Here is an 18,137-nt window from a genome sequence, read left to right on the forward strand (position 1 = left end):
CTTCTAGCCCCACCCCGCCGGCACGGAAGGCTCCCTCACCCCAGAGGCAGCCACCACCACCAGCCGCAGGTTTCCGGCTGGCGCCCAGGGGTCCCTCAACAACCCGGAGACACCCCTGGGCGCCAGCCGGAAACCGGGACGCGCCGCAAGGCCTAAAGCAGGCAGGCACCCAGCGAACCACCACCAGCCACAGACCGCCCGGCTGGCGGTCACGGCTGCCTCCAGCCGCCCGAGACAGCCGCCAGCACCAGCTGCAGGCCGCCGGCTGGCGCCCAGAGGTGTCTCGACAGCCCGGAGACACCCCCCACCACCAGCCGCAGACCGCCCGGCTGGCGGTCACGGCTGCCTCCAGCCGCCCGAGGCAGCCGCCAGCACCAGCTGCAGGCCGCAGGCTGGCGCCCAGAGGTGCCTCGACAGCCCGGAGACACCTCCCAGAACCAGCTGCGGGCCGCTGGCTGGCGCTGAGGGGTGCCTCGACTGCGCGGAGACACCCCTCAGCGCCAGCCGGAGACCAGCGACACGCTGGAAGTCGTCAAGCGGACAGGCGCCACACAGCGAGCCGCCACCAGCTGCGGGCCGCCCGGCCGGTGGTCACGGGCTGTCTCCAGCCGCTCGAGGCAGCCGCCAGCACCAGCTGCTGGCCGGCGGCTGGTGCTGGCGGGTGCCTCGAGGCGCGTGAACGGACTAACTGGTCCACTGCAAGACCTGACACCGGTCGTGGTGGATCGCCGTGAGCGCCGGACTGCCGGGGTGGGGCACGGGCAGCTGAGGGGACTCCGCGCGGCTGGACCGTTTCGGGGCAGACGGGTGCCGGGCCGCAGGTCGTCGCTCATCTCGAGATCGCCGGCCGACTAGCTGGCCCGCCTTGACAGGTCGAAACGGGCGCGGCGGTGTTCGGGAAAGCTTTTCCGGCGCCGAGGATGACGGGGGTCAGCGCCTCATGCTCGTTCTCGAGATGGTTGTCGCAGTCGGGGCGGAGGATCGCTCGATCGCGGTCGTCGCCACCCCGGTCGGTCAGCTGGCGTGCAGCACCCGGTCGACGGCCGCGGGTGCGGCGGCCGGGTAGTGGCGGCGGACCGTGGCGGTGACCAGGCGGTCGAGAGCGCGGTCGGGCAGGAGGCGCGTCGCGGCGATGAGCAGGGCGGCGTCGCGGCCGATCGTGTAGCGGGTGCGGGGGCGGCGGGCGGTCACGGCCTTCGCGACGACCCGGGCGGCCGCGTCGGCGGTCACCCCCGAGGACGTGCCCGCGTCCATCAGTGAGTTGATCGCCTGGACCAGGCCGCTGTAGCGCTCGTCCTGCTCCGGGGTCATCTGCGCGGCGAGCTGGTTGTTCGTGGTGATGCCGCGGGTGGCCATCTCGGTGCGGACACCACCCGGTTCGATCACGATCACCCGTACGCCGAGGGACGTGACCTCGCGCCGGAGCGCGTCGCTCACCGCCTCCAGGGCGAACTTCGCGCCGGCATACGCGCCGTAGGTCGGCATGGCGGCCTTGCCACCGATCGAGCTGATGTTCAGCACCCGGCCCCGGCTGCGCAGCAGGGCCGGCAGCAGCGCCTGGGTGACGGCGATGTGTCCGAAGAGGTTCACCTCGAACACCCGGCGCCACTCCGCCATCGGCAGAGCTTCGACCGGGGCGTTCACCTGGATGCCGGCGTTGTTGACCACCGCGTGCAGGGGGCGCGGGTCGGCGGCGACCTGCGCGGCGAGCGCGGCCACCTGCGCGGGCTCGGTGATGTCGAGCAGGACCGGCTCGACGCCGGGTGACCGGATCGCGTCGGCGTCCCGGTCGCGCCGCACCCCGGCCAGCACGTGGAAGCCCCGGCGGGCCAGCTCGCGGGCGGTGGCCGCGCCTATCCCGGTGGACGCGCCGGTCACGACGATGAGCTGCTGAGATTCCGCTGATGTTGTCACAGGCAACAATGTATGCGGTGACAACAATGCTGTCAACGCCAACATCTGACTAGGATGAGCCCGTGCCCGCCTATCACCACGGAAATCTCCGCGCCACGCTGCTCGAGGCCGCCGAGCGCAGCCTGCGCGAGCACGGGGCGGAGCAGCTCTCGCTGCGCGAGCTGGCCCGCGAGGCCGGCGTCAGCCACGCGGCGCCGCGGCGGCACTTCGCGGACCGGCAGGCGCTGCTCGACGCCCTGGCCGAGACCGGTTTTGCCCGGCTGGACACCGAGCTGCGCGCCGCGCTCGCGACGGCCGGGGCCGACTTTCCGGTCCGGCTGCACGCGGCGTCCGCGGCCTACCTGCGGTTCGCCACCGAGGACACCGCGCTGCTCGACGTGATGTATGCCGGAAAGCACCGCGCCGACCGGGTCGCCGAGGCCGCTGCCGCACCGTTCGGGCTGCTCAACGACGTGATCAAAGACGGCCAGAAGCACGGCGCGATCGCGCCCGGCGATCCGCACCGCCCGGGAGTACTGCTGCTGGCGACCCTGCAGGGCATCGCCGCGCTGACCAACGGCCGCCTGGTCATCCCGGAACTGCTCGACGGCATCCTGGAGGCAGCAATCGAGCAGTTCCTGGCCGGCCAAAGAACAAGCCGCCAGTGAACAAACGACCAGAAGACAAGCCGCCCGGAGAACAAGCGGCCAAAGAACAAGCGACCGATGAAACAAACGATGAAACAACAAAGACGCACGAGAAACAGGCAGCCTGATTAACTATTAGGGCTCTTAACCTTGCGACACACGGCATCGATACCTGAGGATGAACGCCAGCGGCGCCGCCATCCCCCACTCACCTTCGTCCTCGAGGTATCGACGTGGCTAGAAAGATGCTCAAACGCGCCCTAGTGGCGACGATCGCCCTGCTCACCACGGTCACCACCGGCCTGGTCGTGCGGACCACCGAAGCTGCCGCCGCCACACCCTTCAAGGTGCTCGCCTTCTACAACGGCACCTGGGACGCGGCGCACATCGACTTCGACAAAGAGGCCCGGGACTGGTTCCCGAAGACCGGCGCCCAGAACGGCTTCACCTGGGAGGCCACCACCGACTGGAGCCGGCTCAGCACCAGTGGCCTGGCCGGTGTCCAGGTGGTGATGTTCCTGGACGACGGGCCGCCGGCCGAGCGCCGGGCCGCGTTCCAGCAGTACATGCAGAACGGCGGCGGGTTCCTCGGCTTCCACGTCAGCGCGTTCACCACCGACGCGAACTCGTGGAGCTGGTACTACAACACGTTCCTCGGCTCCGGGAACTTCGCGACGAACACCTGGGGGCCGACCGCCGAAACCCTCAAGATCGAGGATCGTACGCACCCGTCCACCGCCGGCCTGCCCGCGACGATCCAGTCGTCGGTCAGCGAGTGGTACTCGTGGAGCAACGACCTGCGCCAGAACCCGAACATCGACATCCTGGCCTCGATCGACGCGTCGAGTTTCCCGGTCGGCAGCGACCCGAACCAGCAGTGGCGCAGCGGCTTCTACCCACTGATGTGGACGAACAAGAACTACAAGATGCTGTACGCCAACTTCGGCCACAACGGCATGAACTACGAGACCAACACGCGTACGTCGTCCACGTTCGCGAGCGCCCAGCAGAACCAGTGGCTGATCCAGGGCCTGCAGTGGCTGGGCGGCCAGAGCCCGACCACGCCGACCACGCCGCCGAGCACGCCCCCGGCCACCGGCCCGATCGACCCGGCCGCGTGGTACCCGGTGGTGAACAAGAACAGTGGCAAGTGCCTGGACGCCCGGGCCGCCGGCACCGTGAGCGGCACCGCGATCCAGCAGTACACCTGCAACGCCTCGGCCGCGCAGCAGTACCAGTTCGCCACCACCAGCGGCGGCTACGTACGGATCAACCAGCGCGGCAACAGCGCACAGGCCCTCGACGTCACCGACGTGTCGACCGCCGACAACGCCAAGATCCAGACGTGGACGTACGGCGGCGGTAACAACCAGCAGTGGCAGCCGGTCGCCGAGGGTGGCGGCTACTACCACTTCGTCAACCGGAACAGCGGCAAGTGCCTGGACGTGCCCGGCGCCAGCCTGGCGGACAGCGTTCAGCTCGTGCAGTACACCTGTAACGGCACGGCGGCACAGAGCTTCCGAGTTTCATAGTCGTACCGGAAAGGGTGGTCCGGGAAAACCTGGACCACCCACCTCCGTCAGTTTTTGATCAGAACCTTGAGCGCCTCGCGGCCGGCCATCGCCTGATAGCCGGCCGGCACCTCGTCGAGCGAGACGGTCCGGTCGAAGACCTTGCCGGGCTCCTTGACCTTGGTGATGCCCTCCTCGCCACGCTCCGCGACGACGTCGGTGGCGCCGAACTCGCGGCCCAGATCGGTGCGGTCCTTGTGCCGGCCCATCAGGATGATCCGCTCGGCGCCGAGTCGCCGCGTCCTCGCTGACCGGCAGCTTCACCAGCGTGCCCTGCGCCCGCGGCACGCGGACCGCCTCGCCCTGCCCGCCGTCGACGCCGGGCGAAGTCGCCGGCACCGTAGATCAGAGTTGCTCGCACGATCGCTACTTCCCTCAGTTCAAGACCATCTGGTACGCCCTCGACGCGACGGCCGGTGACGGCGGCCAGGGAGGTTCTGTCATTACCGGGGTGCAGGGGTGCACCTGCCTCCCCGCCCGATATCGCCTGAGATGGAAGCAGGCGGGCGCCACCGGGGCGGCCGGCCGAACTCCCGGGAGTCCCCATGCGTAGCTCGCGCGCCGTCACCGTCTCGGCCCTCACCCTCGCCCTGGCCGGAGCCGCGGCCCTCACCGCCACCCCGGCGCAGGCGGTCACCCGGACCCAGGGTGCCGTCACCGTCAACTGCGGCTGGAAGAGCTGCTCGTACTACGTGTCCCGGTCGGCCACCCGCGAGCTGAACTCCCGGCTGGACAGCTACGCCGGTGTGGGCGGAGCCGTGGCCGGTACGGCGGTCTGCGCCGCCGTCGGCGCGGTCACCGCGGTGATCGGCGGGCTCATCTGCGAGGCGGGCATGGCCGTCAACGGTGCGGTCATCCGCGACCAGATCAAGGAAGCGGCCGAGACGCACGGCGACCGGGGCGCCTGCTTCCAGACGACGATCGCCCACGGCGGCCTTCTGCGGTGGTACTCCACCGACAACGGCAAGTTCTGCAAGAACTGATCCCACCACCGTCCGCACCTCACCCTGTCAGGAGTACGTCATGATCGATTTTCGACTGCCCGTCCGCGCCCTCACCGTTGCCGCGGTCAGCGCGGCCCTGGTCGCGGGAAGCATCGCCCCCGCACAGGCCCGCAGCAGCTATCCACAGGGGTGTCTGGTGATCACACCGACGACCGGCATCCGGACGCAGACGGTGTACGCCTACAACACCTGCTCGACCACCGCCGGTTTCGAGGTCTACGCGATGTGGCCCACGCTGGGCGGGTCCCGGACGCTCGGCGAGGGCTGTGTCCGGGTCGCCCCGCACACCACGGGTGGCTACAAGTGGACCAAGGGCCGGAAGTTCGCCCGCACCGCATCGTGCTGACGCAGACCGTCGTCATCCGCGGCGCGCCGTGACATGCCGGACTCATGGCAATCACCTCCGCAAAAACCCCTCGCGTGGGTGATTGCCATGAGCCGGGCATCGTTGAACGATTCTTCGTACCGAGACGACTGGAGACCATGGACGAGAACGACGACGAGCTCGGCTGCGCGGTGATCCGGCTGGCCCGGCGGCGCTGGCGGTTGCACCCCGGGAAGGAGCTGTCCTTCGGCCGGAACCCGGACCGCGACATCCGGTTCGCCTACGACCCCGAGGACGACTGGGTGTCTCGGCAGGCCGGCACCCTGCTCGGGCTCAGCGACGGCGTCCTGATCCGCAACGACTCCCGCACCCAGGGCATCGTCCTGCAGGCGTTCCCCGGGCCGGAGACGCCGATCGGCCCGCGGATGACGGTCGGCACCAGCCCGTTCGACCAGCTGCGCCTGGTCGTACCGGGCCGGCACGGCAGCCGCTACGCCCTGCTGATCGACACCCGCCCGCTGCTGCCGGCACCGCCGCTGCCGGACGCCGTGACCGTGCCGGTGGCGCCGGCCGGCGGGCCGCCCACCAATCCCGCGGCGGACCGGGTCAGCGCCCGCGAGCTGCGGCTGCTCGCCGCGCTCTGCGAGCCGCTGCTGATCCTCGCCGGCGAGGAGGCGAGACCCGCGAGCTACCGGGAGATCGGCATCCGGACCGGGCTGAAGTCCGGCAGCGTCCGCAACTGCCTGGACGCTCTGCGGCACCGGCTCACCGAGGAGGACGGCATCCCCGGACTGCGCGGCGGCGACGAGACCGACCACAGCGACTACCGGTCGGCGCTGGCCCGCTGGGCGCTGGACTCCGGCACGGTGGGCCCCGGGCAGCTACGGCTGCTCGACGAACCCGGCCCGGACGGATGACCGGACCCGCCGCGGAGATGGCGCCGACCGGTGGCGCCGACCAGGCCCCCGCCGTGGTGCTCGGCCTGCCCGCCGTCGAGCCGGGCACCGCCGCGGACGTGCCCAACGGGCTGTTCGCCGGCCCGGCCGCCGAACCCGACCGGTTCGAACTGCTCGGCACCGGCCTGCGCGGCGGCGAGGGCACCGTGTGGCGGGCCCGCTACCAGGGCCGGTTGAACAACCCGGTCGTGTACGCCGTCAAGCAGCTCGAGCCACCGCCCGGCGCGCCCCGGGTCTGGCCGACGGCGGCCGACGAACGACGCTGGCTCGATCAACGCCACCTGCTGCAGGCGGTCGAGAACCCGCACCTGGTCCGGCTCGTCGACGTGTTCCTCGGCCCGCCACCGCACCGGGCCGGCACCCCACCGGCCGGCCCGGACGGCCGTGAGGTGGTCCGGCCGTACGTGGTGATGGAGTGGATCGACGGGGTCAGCCTCGCCGCGCACCTGGCGACCGAGAGTCCGGATCTGACCACCCGGCTGGGCTGGCTGTGCGACCTCGCGGACGGGGTGCAGGCGCTGCACTCGGTGACGCAGACGTTCGGCAACCCGATGCTGCACCGCGACATCAAGCCGGCCAACTGTGTGCTCCACCCGGTCCGCGGCGCCGTACTGATCGACTTCGGTGGTCTGCGCGCCCGGGACGACGGCTACGACCCCGACGGCATGCACAGCCGCTACTACGCCGCGCCGGAGGTGCTGGCCGCGCCGCGTGAGCCGCGTACGCCGGAGTCCGACCTGTTCGCGCTCGGTGCCGTCGGCTACTTCTGCGTCACCGGCACCGACCCGCCGGGCGACGGCGACGCCGTACGAAAAGGGTTGGAAAAAGCGATCCCGGCGCACGGACGACGCCCGCTGATCAACCACCTGGCGGCGATGCTGAGCCCGGACCCCGGTGATCGGCCGGCCCGGGCGCGGGCCTGGGCCACCGAGGCCCTGACGCTCGCCGCGCTGCCCCGCCGCCGTCGCCGCCGCCGTCGCCTGGCCGCGGCCGGCCTGGTGCTGCTGGCGGCCGGAGCCGGAGGCGTCTACCGGGTCACCCGGGAGCCGGAGGCCACCCTGCCCGGGTTCACCCCGTTCGGCCGGGAGTACTCCGCCTTCCCCTACCGGATCGCCGGCCGGGAGTTGTCACTGAGCCCACCGACCGGAAACGATCGCTACAGCCACCTGTGGGGTCTGTACTCCCCGGGCGCCGCGTGCGCCGCGGCGATCGAGTTCGACGTCACGGTGACGCCGGTGAGCAGCAGCTTCGGCTACGGCTTCGCGGTGGCCCCGCGCAGCACGATGACCCAGGACGGTGTGCCGGACGGCGCCTCGATCCAGTACGAGTGGCAGGCCGCCGACATCACCGCGGCGCCCGGCTCCTACCTGCGCCCGGCGCAGCTGCCCGGCGGCGCGTGGGCCGGCACCGTCGATCCCGACCCGGCGCCCCCGATCGACCGCCCGCAGCACGTCCGGGTCAGCGGTATCGGCCAGACGATCCGGATCGACGTCGGCGAGACGAGCGCCGCCTACCAGGTGCCGACGGTGGAGTGCGGCGGCATCGCGGTGCGGGCCTGGGGCGCCGCGGTCACCCTCACCGACGTACATATCTCCCGGACCTGAGGAAGTCCGGGAGACAGTCACCAGCGGTCAGCAGAAGAAGCGGCACTTCTTCTTTTTCTTGGCCTTGGCCGGCTTCTGGACCGTAGGCACGGGCGTCCGGACCGCGGGGGTCGCCGCACCCGGCGTGGTGACCGGCGGCCCCTCGGCCAGGGCGGGAGCGGGAGCGAGCGCGGGTCCCAGCAGCAGGGCCGCGGACAGCAGGACCACCTTCATCTTCACAAGTCGATCCTTTTCCTTCAGGACGGTTCTTTACCGGCGAAATCCACCGTAGGCGCCGCAGCGCCGCCCGTCGCTCCCCCGGGCGGGTGGCGGGACGCCGGTGACATCGCCACGGCGCGGAGCCCATAGTCAGGCGCCGATCTCCGTTACGATGCGATCGTCATCTGCGAATTTTCCGTGAAGGAGCCGGAGTGAGCAGCGAAAACGCACCGTTCACAGTGGATGCCACGACGCCCCACCCGGCGCGGCGCTACGACTACTGGCTCGGCGGCAAGGACAACTTCCAAGTCGACCGGGACGCGGCGGACGCGATCGAGAAGCAGTTCCCGACCGTGCGGCTGCTCGCGCAGGAGAACCGCTGGTTCCTGCACCGCAGCGTGCGCTTCGCCGCTCGGGAGCTCGGCATCCGGCAGTTCCTGGACATCGGCACCGGCATCCCGACCAGCCCCAATACCCACCAGGTCGCGCAGGAGATCGATCCGGCGGCCCGGATCGTCTACGTGGACAACGACCCGCTCGTGCTCGCCCACGCACGCGCCCTGCTGACCGGCACCCCGCAGGGCCGGACCGCCTACATCGATGCCGACCTGCGCGAACCGGACAAGATCCTGCACCACGCGGACACCGCCGCCGCGCTGGACTTCACCGAGCCGGTTGCCCTGATGATGCTCGCGGTGCTGCACTTCATCAAGGACGAGGAGAACCCGCGCGCCATCGTCGACACGTTCGTCGACGCCCTCCCGGACGGCAGCCTGGTCGTCGTCTCGCACGGCACCGCGGAGCACGTGACCGCGGAGCAGGCCGCCAGGATCGGGCGGGCCGACGCCAGTCAGGCGCGGGTGCGGTCCGGAGTCGAACTGGCCGCACTGTTCGCCCGCCCCGACCTGCACCTCGTCGAGCCGGTCACCTCGATCTCCCGGTGGTGGGCGGAGGCCGCACCGCAGCCGCGCCCGTCGGTCGCCGACGTGGCGATGAACGGCCTGGTGGCCCGCGTCGTCCGGCGCTGACCGGTTCACCCGGCGCGCATCTGCTCGGCCAGCCGCTGGTAGGCGGCGGCCGCACCGGGTGAGGAGTCGGCCAGCCCGCTGTTGGTGGCGACCGAGCTGCGCAGGAAGCGCCGCAGCACCGGCACGAGCAGCCCGGCCGGCAGCGTGCGCAACGCGGCGAACCCGCCCGGGACCGGCGCGGCCGGCAGGCTCTCCCGGATCCGGTGGAGCAGGGCGCGGACCGCGGCCGGATCGGCGGCCAGCGCGGCCGGGCCACCCGCCGCCAGCACCGCCTGCCCGAGCGGCATCTCGAACGCCGCGTGCGTCCGGAGCCAGGCGTCCATCCGCGGCTCCGCCTTGGCGTTGAACCCGGCGGCGCGGAACGCCCGCACGATCCGGGTCAGGCGCGGGGTGGTACGCCCGTCGGGTTCACCGATCGGCATCGGGACTAAGCGCGTCGCCAGGCCGGGCGCCCGGTGCCGGACCACGTCGCCGTCCATGGTGCCGCCGACCGTGGGGAAGCCGAGCAGCACCCGCCCGGCGCCGAGCACCGCGTCCAGCGGCGCCGCACCGCCCGCCCAGTTGAACAGGGACAGCACGTCACCACCGACGCCGGCGAGGCTCTCCAGCACCGCGTCCACCTGGTGGGTGCGGACCGGGACGGCGATCAGGTCGTAGTCGCCGGCCGGGTGCTCGACCACCGGCACCGGCACCCGCCGCACGACCGGACTGTCCCCGGCCGCGAGCTGCACCCCGTGCCGGCGCAGCGCAGCCAGGCGCTCCCCGCGGGCGAGCAGTTCCACGTCGTGTCCGGCCTCGTGCAGCCGGACGGCGAACTGGCTGCCGGTGACCCCGGCGCCGTACACGAGCAGCTTCACGGCACTCCCTCATTCATACGTTCGTTTGAATCATACGTACGTATAGTAAGCACCCATGGCAGCACCCGACACCCGCACCCAGTTGCTCGACGCGGCCGAGCACCTCTTCGCCGAGCGCGGCTATCGGGGCACGTCGATCCGCGCGGTCACCGAGCGCGCCGGGGCGAACCTGGCCGCGGTCGGCTACCACTTCGGCTCGAAGGCGGAGCTGCTCGGCGCGGTGGTCCGCCGGGTGCTCGAGCCGATCAACGCCGCGCAGAGCGCCGGGCTCGACCGGCTGCTCGCCCGGACCCCGGACCCGGCGGTCAGCGACCTGGTCGAGGCGTTCGCGGGTCCGCTCTTCGACGAGATGCCGGCCGGCGACGAGGGCGGCGCCCGGACGTCCCGGCTGATCGTGACGATCCTCGGCGACCCGGCCGAGGAGGTCCGCGCCTGGACCGGCCCGGCCGAGGCCACCGCCCGCGACCGCTTCCTGGCCGCCTTCGCCCGCGCACTGCCCGGCCTGCCGCCGGAGGAGCTGCGGTTCCGGCTCCGCGGCGTGCTCACCGTGACCGCGATGGACCGCGCCGACGCCTACCAGCAGCACCCGGTGGACTGCCAACCCCCGGCCGCGGCGAGCGACGCGGCCCGCCGCTGGGCGATCACGTTCCTGGCCGCCGCGATGAGCGCCCCGCCGACGACCTAGGCGGGCTCGGGCACGTCTCGACCTGATCGACGACACCGCTGGGCCCGGCCGCCGCCAGCCGCCCGCCGGCCACGACCACTCCCCCGCTGCTCACGACCGTGGCGACGCTCACCGGCCCGATATCGACAACCCCCATCTGGTACGGCGGGGAGAGCGCCTCGCCACCGCCGCCTTGAGCCAGGTGCCCGGCACGGCCTCGTCCGCCCCAGCGCCCCGAGGTCCCCGGCGTGCATCACGAAGCGGCGCCGAGGACCGGGAATGCCCACGTCGATCCGGTAGCCACCCGGCACCGCGACCGGCGCCGGTGCACCCCGAGACGCCCGGGAGGTGTTCGGGGCGCCGACGCATCCATACAGTGCGGCGCTGCTCGACGCGCTGCCGGATCGCGCGTTCCGGCCGGTACCCGGCGAGCCGCCGATGCTCACCGCGCTGCCGGTGGGCTGTTCCTTCGCGGCGCGGTCCGCGCGTCACGGCGAGGTGCCTGGTCCAACCGGTCGGGCCGGTCGCCTGTCACCATCCGATCGTCACCACGGAGGTCACGGCATGAGTCTCAGCGCGCACGGGATCCGGGCCGGATATCGCGGACACCCGGTCCTCTCGGAAGTCAGCCTCACCGTCGCGGCCGGGGGGACGGTGGGTTTGCGGGGGCCGTCCGGGAGCGGGAAGTCCACCCTGGTGCGGGTGCTCGCGTTGCTGCACCCGCCGGTGGACGGGCACGTCGAGGTGGACGGGGAGCGCGTCGACGGGGCGCGGCACCGGGTGGCGGCTGATGTCCGTACCAAATCGGGGTGTTGTTCCAGAGCCCCTGAGCGGCCAGTGACCCGCGGCTGAGCCTGGCCGATGTGATCGCCGAGCCGCTGCGCGCCCGGCGGCGCCCGCTGGACCGGGTGGCCGAGCTGGCCGGGCGCGCCGGGCTCACCGCGGACCTGCTCACCCGCCGCCCGCACGCGGTCAGTGACGGGCAGTTGCAGCGGGCGTGTCTGGCGCGGGCGTTGGCGCAGTCGCCGCGCTACCTGTTGTGCGACGAGGCGACGACGATGCTGGACGCGTCGACGCAGGCACACGTGGCCGCGGTGATCCGTGAGGAGCAGGAGCGAACCGGGCCTCGGCGTCCTGCTGGTCTCGCACGACGAGGTCCTGCTGAGCCGCTGGGCCGACCGGGTCGAGGACCTGCCGGCGCGCTGACCCGCAACACGCAGGATCCGGTGACGCCACGACCTGGTCGTGCCCTGCTCATCCGGGCGGCGGACCGTAACCGGTCGTTGACATCGGCGCCGCCTTTGCCGGGGCTCGCGCCGCTAACCTGGCCCGCGAGGCCGTCGACGCGGGCCGAGCTCACGAGGCCGGCACGCTGCCGGCGGTCGGTGACGAGCCCGCCACCGCCGGCCCCGGAGATCCGCTCACCCGTTGTCCTCTCCCGACCCGAGACGGGCCGCTCTTCCGATGATCGACGACCGGAATCTGACGCTTACCGACGACCTGAATGTGATCGCGCTCTGCCGGCTGGCCGAGCAGGTCTGTGAAGAACGCCGCGCCCGGCTGCCCCGGCATCGGGGCTCGATCGGGTCCTGGTGCCGGTGCTGCGGGCGCTGGCCGAAAGCGACACCACCGTCGGTGAGCTGGCCGGGCGGCTTGCGGTGCCGGTTCAGGAGATCGTGCGGCGAGTCGGTGCGCTGGAAGCCCGCGGCTACGTGCGGCGGCTCGGGGCGGCGGGCGACGTCCGGGATCGGCGAATACAGATCACCACGGCCGGGGATGCGGCCGCCGCCGCGGACCGACACGACGAACTGGCTGTTGAGGAACAGCTGGTCGCGCGGCTGGGAGCGGTCGAGGTCACGGCGGCGCGGAACGTCCTGCTGGCGCTGCTCGAGGTCGCGGATCGGCCCGCCGCGCGCACCTGAGCGCAGCCGGTTGCTGCCGGCGGCCCTCTGAACCAGCCCGGCAAACCCAGCTGGCCGTGACAGCCCTTATCCGACCTCCATAACGGCCCCCAGAACCAGCCCGGCAAACCCAGCTGGCCGTGACGGCCCTTATCCCGCCTCCACAACGGCCACCAGGACCAGCCGGCGGGTTGAGCGGCCCGCCCGTGGTGATGAAGTCTGCTCGGGCGCTCCCTCAGCGAGCGCTCATCGTGGGCTCAAGCCGCCACAACCACCACCGCCGCTCGCCGGCCACGACCGGCGAGCGAGCATGGTGGGGTCGGGCCGGCTGCGGCGACCGGAGGTGCTCGCCGGTCGGTGGAACGCCAGTGTCGTGCTCGACTTACCGGGCGTTAGTCTCCGGAAGTAAGGATCGTGATCAGGACGGCGAAGGGCGCGGCGTGTCGATCAGGGTTATGGAGCCATGACGGAATCGGCGGAGAATCTCACGTTGGGGGCGGATTTTCCCGCGGCCACCGTTGAGCAGTGGCGGCGTCTCGCGCTCACGGCTCTGCGCCGGTCGGGCGGCGCCACCAACGACACCCTGCCGGAGCAGGTCGACGACCTGCTGACCTCGGTCACCCACGGCGGCCTGCGGGTCGCGGCGCTGCACACCCCGGAGGCCACCGACCGCCCGGAGACCGGGCTGCCCGGCCAGCCGCCGTTCGTGCGTGGCGCCCGGGCCGCGGGCGCGGTCGTCGCGGGCTGGGACGTGCGCCAGCGTTACACCGAGCCGGAGCCCGCGGAGCTGCGCGAGGCGGTCCTCGGCGACCTGGAGAACGGCACGACGTCGCTGTGGCTCGCGGTCGGCGGCGGCGCGCTGCCGATCGACGCGCTGCCGGACGCCCTCGACGGCGTCTACCTGGACCTGGCGCCGGTGGTCCTGGACGCCGGCGACGCGTTCCGGCCGGCCGCGAACGCGTGGTTCGATCTGCTCGCCGCGCGCAAGGTCGAGCCCGGCAAGGCCGCCGGTGGTTTCGGGGCCGACCCGCTGGGCTGGCGCGCCCGTACCGGTGCGGTTGACGGCCTCGACGCCGCACTGCGTGACGCCGCGGCACTGGCCGGGCGCTGCGCGGCCGACGCGCCGGGCCTGCGGGCGATCACCGTGGATGCGACGGTGTATCACGACGCCGGCGGGTCCGAGGTCGAGGAGCTGGCCTGCGCGGCCGCCGCCGGGGTCGCCTACCTGCGGGTCCTGACCGATTCCGGTCTCTCGGTCCGCGCCGCGTTGGGTCAGCTCGATTTCCGGTACGCGGCGAGCGCCGACCAGTTCGCCACCATCGCGAAGCTGCGTGCCGCGCGCCGGTTGTGGGCCCGGGTCGCCGAGCTGTGCGAGGCCGCCGAGAGCGGTGGCCAGCGCCAGCACGCGGTGACCTCGGCCGCGATGATGACCGCCCGGGACCCGTGGGTGAACCTGCTGCGCACCACGATCGCCTCGTTCGCGGCCGGTGTCGGCGGGGCGGACGCCGTGACGGTGCTGCCGTTCGACCACCGCCTGGGCCGGCCGGACGCGTTCTCCCGGCGGCTGGCCCGCAACACGCAGACCCTGCTGGTCGAGGAGGCGCACGTGGCCCGGGTGCTCGACCCGGCCGGCGGTTCCTGGTACGTCGAGCAGTACACCGAGCAGCTCGCCCAGGCCGCCTGGGAGTGGTTCACCGTCGTCGAGCAGGCCGGCGGGCTGGCCGCCGCGCTCGACAGCGGCCTGGTCGCCGACCGGCTCGCCACCGCGTGGGAGTCCCGGGCGACCGACATCGCCCACCGCCGCGACCCGATCACCGGGGTCAGCGAGTTCCCGAACCTGAACGAGCGCCTCCCCCAGCGCCGGCCCGCACCCGAGCCGATCGGCGGCGGGCTGCCCCGGCACCGGTACGCGGAGGCCTTCGAGCGGCTGCGCGACCGCAGTGACGCCCGGCCCGAGCGACCGGCCGTCTACCTGGCCACCCTCGGGTCGAAGGCCGCGTCCGGGGCCCGGGTGACCTTCGCGACGAACCTGTTCGCCGCGGGCGGGATCGCGGTCACCACCGAGCCCGGCCCCGCCGTCGCGTGCATCTGCGGCCCGGACAAGGCCTACGCCGAGCAGGCCGCCCCACTCGCCGCCGAACTGCGCGCGGCCGGGGTCAGCCGGGTGCTGCTGGCCGGCCGCGGCGACTACCCGGGCATCGACGGGTACGTCTACGCCGGCGGAGACGCCGTCGCGGTACTGACCACCACACTTGCCGATCTGGGAGTACCGGAGTGATCCCCGACTTCTCCACCGCGAAGCTGACCGCTCCCGCGCCGGGTTCCGCGCAGGCCTGGCGGGACGCCGTGCTCGCCGAGACCGGCAAGCCCGCCGAGGACCTGCTCTGGCGTACCCCGGAGGGCATCGAGGTGCCGCCGCTGTTCACCGGCGCCGACCTGGCCGGGGTGGACTTCCTGAACACGTATCCGGGTGTCGCGCCGTATGTGCGTGGCCCGTACCCGACGATGTACGTGAATCAGCCGTGGACGATCCGCCAGTACGCGGGGTTCTCCACCGCTGAGGAGTCCAACGCGTTCTACCGGCGCAACCTCGCGGCCGGGCAGAAGGGCCTGTCGGTCGCGTTCGACCTGCCCACCCACCGCGGCTACGACTCCGATCACCCGCGGGTCACCGGCGACGTCGGCATGGCCGGCGTGGCGATCGACTCGATCTACGACATGCGGCAACTGTTCGAGGGCATCCCCCTGGACAAGATGAGCGTGTCGATGACCATGAACGGCGCCGTCCTGCCGGTCCTGGCGCTCTACATCGTCGCGGCCGAGGAGCAAGGCGTCGCGCCGGAGCAGCTGTCCGGGACGATCCAGAACGACATCCTCAAAGAGTTCATGGTCCGCAACACCTACATCTACCCGCCGACGCCATCGATGCGGATCATCTCCGACATCTTCTCCTACACCTCACAGCGCATGCCGCGCTTCAACTCCATCAGCATCTCCGGCTACCACATCCAGGAAGCCGGAGCGACCGCCGACCTGGAACTCGCCTACACCCTCGCCGACGGGGTGGAGTACCTGCGCGCTGGACGCGATGCCGGGTTGGACATCGATGCGTTCGCGCCCCGGTTGTCGTTCTTCTGGGCCGTCGGGATGAACTTCTTCATGGAGGTCGCCAAGCTGCGGGCAGGGCGGCTGCTCTGGGCCAAACTCGTGCGCGAGTTCGCGCCGAAGGATCCGCGGTCACTGAGTTTGCGGGCGCACTGCCAGACCTCCGGGTGGTCACTGACCGCTCAGGACGTCTACAACAACGTCATGCGTACGTGCATCGAAGCGATGGCCGCCACCCAAGGCCACACCCAGTCGCTGCACACCAACGCCCTCGACGAAGCCCTCGCCCTGCCCACCGACTTCTCCGCCCGGATCGCCCGCAACACCCAGCTCGTCATCCAGCAGGAATCCGGGACGACGCGGGCGATCGACCCGTGGGGCGGCAGCGCCTACGTCGAACGCCTCACCCATGACCTCGCCGCCCGCGCCTGGGAGCACATCACCGAGGTCGAGAAGGCCGGCGGCATGGCCCGCGCGATCGACGAGGGCATCCCGAAGATGCGCATCGAAGAGGCCGCCGCGCGCACGCAGGCACGGATCGATTCCGGTCGCCAGCCGGTCATCGGCGTGAACAAGTACCGGCCGAGCGTGGACGAGCCGATCGACGTCCTGAAGATCGACAACGCTGCGGTGCGGGCGGGGCAGGTCGAGAAGCTGCGCCGGCTGCGCGCCGAACGCGACGAGTCAGCGTGTGTCGCCGCCCTCGACGCGCTGACCCGCGCCGCCGGTGGTGAGCCGGGGGCGAACCTGCTGGCACTGGCCGTGGACGCGGCACGCGCCAAGGCCACCGTCGGGGAGATCTCCGACGCCCTGGAGAAGGTCTACGGCCGGCACACGGCTCGTATTCGTACGATATCCGGGGTTTATCGGCAGGAAGCGGGGACCGTGACCAACATCGAACAAGCCCGCGCCGCAGCTGCCGCCTTTGCTGAGGCCGAAGGCCGACAGCCGCGCATCCTGGTCGCGAAGATGGGCCAGGACGGACACGACCGCGGACAGAAAGTCGTGGCTACCGCGTTCGCGGACCTCGGCTTCGACGTGGACGTGGGCCCGCTGTTCGCCACCCCGGCCGAGGTCGCCCGGCAGGCCATCGAAGCCGACGTGCACATCGTCGGCGTGAACTCCCTCGCCGCCGGACACCTCACCCTGATCCCCGCCCTGCGCGACGAACTCGCCGCCCAGGGCCGCCCCGACATCGTGATCATCGCGGGTGGGGTGATCCCGCCGCAGGACTACGACGCGTTGCGCGACGCCGGGGCCTCAGCGATCTTCGCGCCCGGAACGGTCCTGGCCGACGCGGCGATCGAACTGCTCACCGACCTGTCCGGGCGGCTCGGACACCCGACCGCCGCGTGATGGCCGCACCTGTCGATCTGCCGGCGATGGCTGCCGGGGTGCGTGCGCGCACCCCGGCCTGGGTCGCGCGGGCCATCACGCTTGTCGAGTCCACCCGGGCCGATCACCAGGCGCAGGCCCAGGTGCTGCTGAAGGAGCTGTTGCCGGACGCCGGGCAGTCGCACCGGATCGGGATCAGCGGGGTGCCCGGCGTCGGGAAGTCGACGTTCATCGACGCGCTCGGCAGTTTGCTCACCGCGGCCGGTCACCGGGTCGCGGTGCTCGCCGTGGACCCGTCGTCGACCCGCACCCGGGGCAGCATCCTCGGCGACAAGACCCGAATGGCGCGGCTGGCCGCCGACCCGAACGCCTACGTGCGGCCCTCCCCCACCGCCGGCACCCTCGGCGGCGTCGCGAAGGCCACCCGTGAGGCGATCGTGGTGGTGGAGGCGGCCGGCTACGACATCGTGATCGTGGAGACCGTCGGGGTGGGGCAGTCCGAGACCGCGGTCGCCGACATGGTCGACACGTTCCTGATGCTCGCCCTGGCCCGCACCGGCGACCAGCTGCAGGGCATCAAGAAGGGCATCCTCGAGATCGCCGACGTGATCGCCGTCAACAAGGCCGACGGCCCGCACGCCACCGAGGCCAAGAGCGCCGCCCGGGAGCTGGCCGGCGCGCTGCGGCTGCTGCGCGGCGGCGACGAGTCGGCCTGGGTGACACCGGTACTGACCTGCAGCGCGGTCGAGGGCACCGGGGTCGACGAGGTGTGGGCCCAGCTGAACGCCCATCGGGAGCATCGGCAGGCCGGCGGTTCGCTCGCCGCCCGGCGCCGACAGCAGCAGGTCGGCTGGATGTGGGCGATGGCCCGGGAGACGATTCTGACCCGCTTCGACACCGACCCGGCCGTCCGCAGCACAGGAAAGACGATGGAACAGCAGATCCTCGACGGTTCGCTGACCCCGGCACAGGCCGTCGAGCAGCTACTAGCCTCCTACGACAAGCGCAACCACAGCGTGTGAAGTTACGGTGCGCTCCGCACCCAAAAA

General features: G+C 72.0%; 16 protein-coding genes and 3 pseudogenes. 15 read left to right on the forward strand and 4 right to left on the reverse strand.

All coding sequences use genetic code 11. From position 1 onward, the window contains the following. Positions 1-1,014 precede the first annotated feature (1,014 nt). Entirely contained in the window at positions 1,015-1,914 is a 900-nt protein-coding gene (locus tag ADL15_RS47525; protein ID WP_198171324.1) for an SDR family NAD(P)-dependent oxidoreductase, read from the reverse strand. Between the two features lie 62 nt (positions 1,915-1,976). Between ADL15_RS47525 and ADL15_RS47530 the strand changes: the two genes are divergently transcribed. Further along, positions 1,977-2,561: a TetR/AcrR family transcriptional regulator gene (locus tag ADL15_RS47530; RefSeq protein ID WP_067707001.1), complete on the forward strand. Its 585-nt coding sequence runs from the start codon at positions 1,977-1,979 to the stop codon at positions 2,559-2,561. 212 nt (positions 2,562-2,773) lie between these two features. Continuing rightward, positions 2,774-4,072 (forward strand): ThuA domain-containing protein, encoded by a 1,299-nt coding sequence (locus tag ADL15_RS47535; protein WP_232345050.1) that lies wholly within the window; start codon positions 2,774-2,776, stop codon positions 4,070-4,072. A 47-nt stretch (positions 4,073-4,119) separates the two neighbouring features. On the opposite strand, the gene ADL15_RS54805 is transcribed toward ADL15_RS47535, so the two are convergent. After that, positions 4,120-4,320, reverse strand: coding sequence for a hypothetical protein (locus ADL15_RS54805; RefSeq protein WP_067707007.1), 201 nt, complete (start codon positions 4,318-4,320; stop codon positions 4,120-4,122). A gap of 336 nt (positions 4,321-4,656) precedes the next feature. Here ADL15_RS54805 and ADL15_RS47545 point away from each other — a divergent pair, with 336 nt between their 5' ends. The 4 genes from ADL15_RS47545 to ADL15_RS47560 all read left to right on the forward strand — a co-directional run bounded on the left by ADL15_RS47545 (position 4,657) and on the right by ADL15_RS47560 (position 8,000). Continuing rightward, entirely contained in the window at positions 4,657-5,094 is a 438-nt protein-coding gene (locus ADL15_RS47545; RefSeq protein WP_067707010.1) for a hypothetical protein, read from the forward strand. Positions 5,095-5,134: 40 nt separating this feature from the next. Beyond that, positions 5,135-5,461, forward strand: a complete 327-nt coding sequence (locus tag ADL15_RS47550) for a hypothetical protein (protein WP_067707012.1) — start codon at positions 5,135-5,137, stop codon at positions 5,459-5,461. Positions 5,462-5,598: 137 nt separating this feature from the next. Further along, positions 5,599-6,357, forward strand: a complete 759-nt coding sequence (locus ADL15_RS47555) for an FHA domain-containing protein (protein WP_067707015.1) — start codon at positions 5,599-5,601, stop codon at positions 6,355-6,357. Then, the gene (locus ADL15_RS47560; protein ID WP_067707018.1) at positions 6,354-8,000 is read left to right on the forward strand and encodes a protein kinase domain-containing protein; all 1,647 of its coding nucleotides are present in this window, start codon (positions 6,354-6,356) and stop codon (positions 7,998-8,000) included. The genes ADL15_RS47555 and ADL15_RS47560 overlap by 4 nt, the downstream gene beginning before the upstream one ends. Before the next feature lie 27 nt (positions 8,001-8,027). Here ADL15_RS47560 and ADL15_RS47565 read toward each other — a convergent pair whose 3' ends face one another. Continuing rightward, positions 8,028-8,219 carry a hypothetical protein gene (locus tag ADL15_RS47565; protein WP_067707021.1) on the reverse strand — a complete coding sequence of 64 codons (192 nt, stop codon included), beginning with the start codon at positions 8,217-8,219 and terminating at the stop codon, positions 8,028-8,030. Positions 8,220-8,410: 191 nt separating this feature from the next. Between ADL15_RS47565 and ADL15_RS47570 the strand changes: the two genes are divergently transcribed. Further along, complete coding sequence (locus tag ADL15_RS47570) at positions 8,411-9,226, forward strand: SAM-dependent methyltransferase (RefSeq protein WP_157442058.1); 816 nt, start codon at positions 8,411-8,413, stop codon at positions 9,224-9,226. A 5-nt stretch (positions 9,227-9,231) separates the two neighbouring features. Here ADL15_RS47570 and ADL15_RS56760 read toward each other — a convergent pair whose 3' ends face one another. Then, complete coding sequence (locus ADL15_RS56760; protein ID WP_067707026.1) at positions 9,232-10,083, reverse strand: ketopantoate reductase family protein; 852 nt, start codon at positions 10,081-10,083, stop codon at positions 9,232-9,234. Between the two features lie 55 nt (positions 10,084-10,138). Here ADL15_RS56760 and ADL15_RS47580 point away from each other — a divergent pair, with 55 nt between their 5' ends. The 8 genes and pseudogenes from ADL15_RS47580 (at position 10,139) to meaB (ending at position 18,110) form a co-directional block, all read left to right on the forward strand. After that, on the forward strand, positions 10,139-10,768 hold the full coding sequence (locus ADL15_RS47580; RefSeq protein WP_067707029.1) for a TetR/AcrR family transcriptional regulator: 630 nt from the start codon (positions 10,139-10,141) through the stop codon (positions 10,766-10,768). Between the two features lie 327 nt (positions 10,769-11,095). Continuing rightward, positions 11,096-11,176, forward strand: a pseudogene (locus ADL15_RS56765) (hypothetical protein); the annotation flags it as partial. Positions 11,177-11,311: 135 nt separating this feature from the next. Beyond that, entirely contained in the window at positions 11,312-11,599 is a 288-nt protein-coding gene (locus tag ADL15_RS56770) for an ATP-binding cassette domain-containing protein (protein WP_269748444.1), read from the forward strand. Between the two features lie 56 nt (positions 11,600-11,655). After that, positions 11,656-11,745, forward strand: a pseudogene (locus ADL15_RS56775) (ABC transporter ATP-binding protein); the annotation flags it as partial. A 588-nt stretch (positions 11,746-12,333) separates the two neighbouring features. Continuing rightward, positions 12,334-12,669 (forward strand): annotated as a pseudogene (locus ADL15_RS47590) (MarR family transcriptional regulator); the annotation flags it as partial. 442 nt (positions 12,670-13,111) lie between these two features. Next, the gene (locus tag ADL15_RS47595) at positions 13,112-14,926 is read left to right on the forward strand and encodes a methylmalonyl-CoA mutase family protein (RefSeq protein ID WP_067707034.1); all 1,815 of its coding nucleotides are present in this window, start codon (positions 13,112-13,114) and stop codon (positions 14,924-14,926) included. Then, positions 14,923-17,109: a methylmalonyl-CoA mutase gene (gene scpA, locus ADL15_RS47600; protein WP_067707037.1), complete on the forward strand. Its 2,187-nt coding sequence runs from the start codon at positions 14,923-14,925 to the stop codon at positions 17,107-17,109. The genes ADL15_RS47595 and scpA overlap by 4 nt, the downstream gene beginning before the upstream one ends. Beyond that, positions 17,109-18,110, forward strand: a complete 1,002-nt coding sequence (gene meaB / locus ADL15_RS47605; protein ID WP_067707039.1) for a methylmalonyl Co-A mutase-associated GTPase MeaB — start codon at positions 17,109-17,111, stop codon at positions 18,108-18,110. The genes scpA and meaB overlap by 1 nt, the downstream gene beginning before the upstream one ends. The last annotated feature ends 27 nt before the right edge of the window (positions 18,111-18,137 follow it).

Source organism: Actinoplanes awajinensis subsp. mycoplanecinus, from assembly GCF_001509495.1.
GTDB lineage: Bacteria > Actinomycetota > Actinomycetes > Mycobacteriales > Micromonosporaceae > Actinoplanes > Actinoplanes palleronii.

Coding starts and splice junctions, on each gene's coding strand:
- ADL15_RS54805 (WP_067707007.1), bottom strand. CDS start 4,320: ATGGGCCGGCACAAGGACCGCACCGATCTGGGCCGCGAGTTCGGCGCC.
- ADL15_RS47545 (WP_067707010.1), top strand. CDS start 4,657: ATGCGTAGCTCGCGCGCCGTCACCGTCTCGGCCCTCACCCTCGCCCTG.
- ADL15_RS47550 (WP_067707012.1), top strand. CDS start 5,135: ATGATCGATTTTCGACTGCCCGTCCGCGCCCTCACCGTTGCCGCGGTC.
- ADL15_RS47555 (WP_067707015.1), top strand. CDS start 5,599: ATGGACGAGAACGACGACGAGCTCGGCTGCGCGGTGATCCGGCTGGCC.
- ADL15_RS47560 (WP_067707018.1), top strand. CDS start 6,354: ATGACCGGACCCGCCGCGGAGATGGCGCCGACCGGTGGCGCCGACCAG.
- ADL15_RS47580 (WP_067707029.1), top strand. CDS start 10,139: ATGGCAGCACCCGACACCCGCACCCAGTTGCTCGACGCGGCCGAGCAC.
- ADL15_RS56770 (WP_269748444.1), top strand. CDS start 11,312: ATGAGTCTCAGCGCGCACGGGATCCGGGCCGGATATCGCGGACACCCG.
- ADL15_RS47595 (WP_067707034.1), top strand. CDS start 13,112: ATGACGGAATCGGCGGAGAATCTCACGTTGGGGGCGGATTTTCCCGCG.
- meaB (WP_067707039.1), top strand. CDS start 17,109: ATGGCCGCACCTGTCGATCTGCCGGCGATGGCTGCCGGGGTGCGTGCG.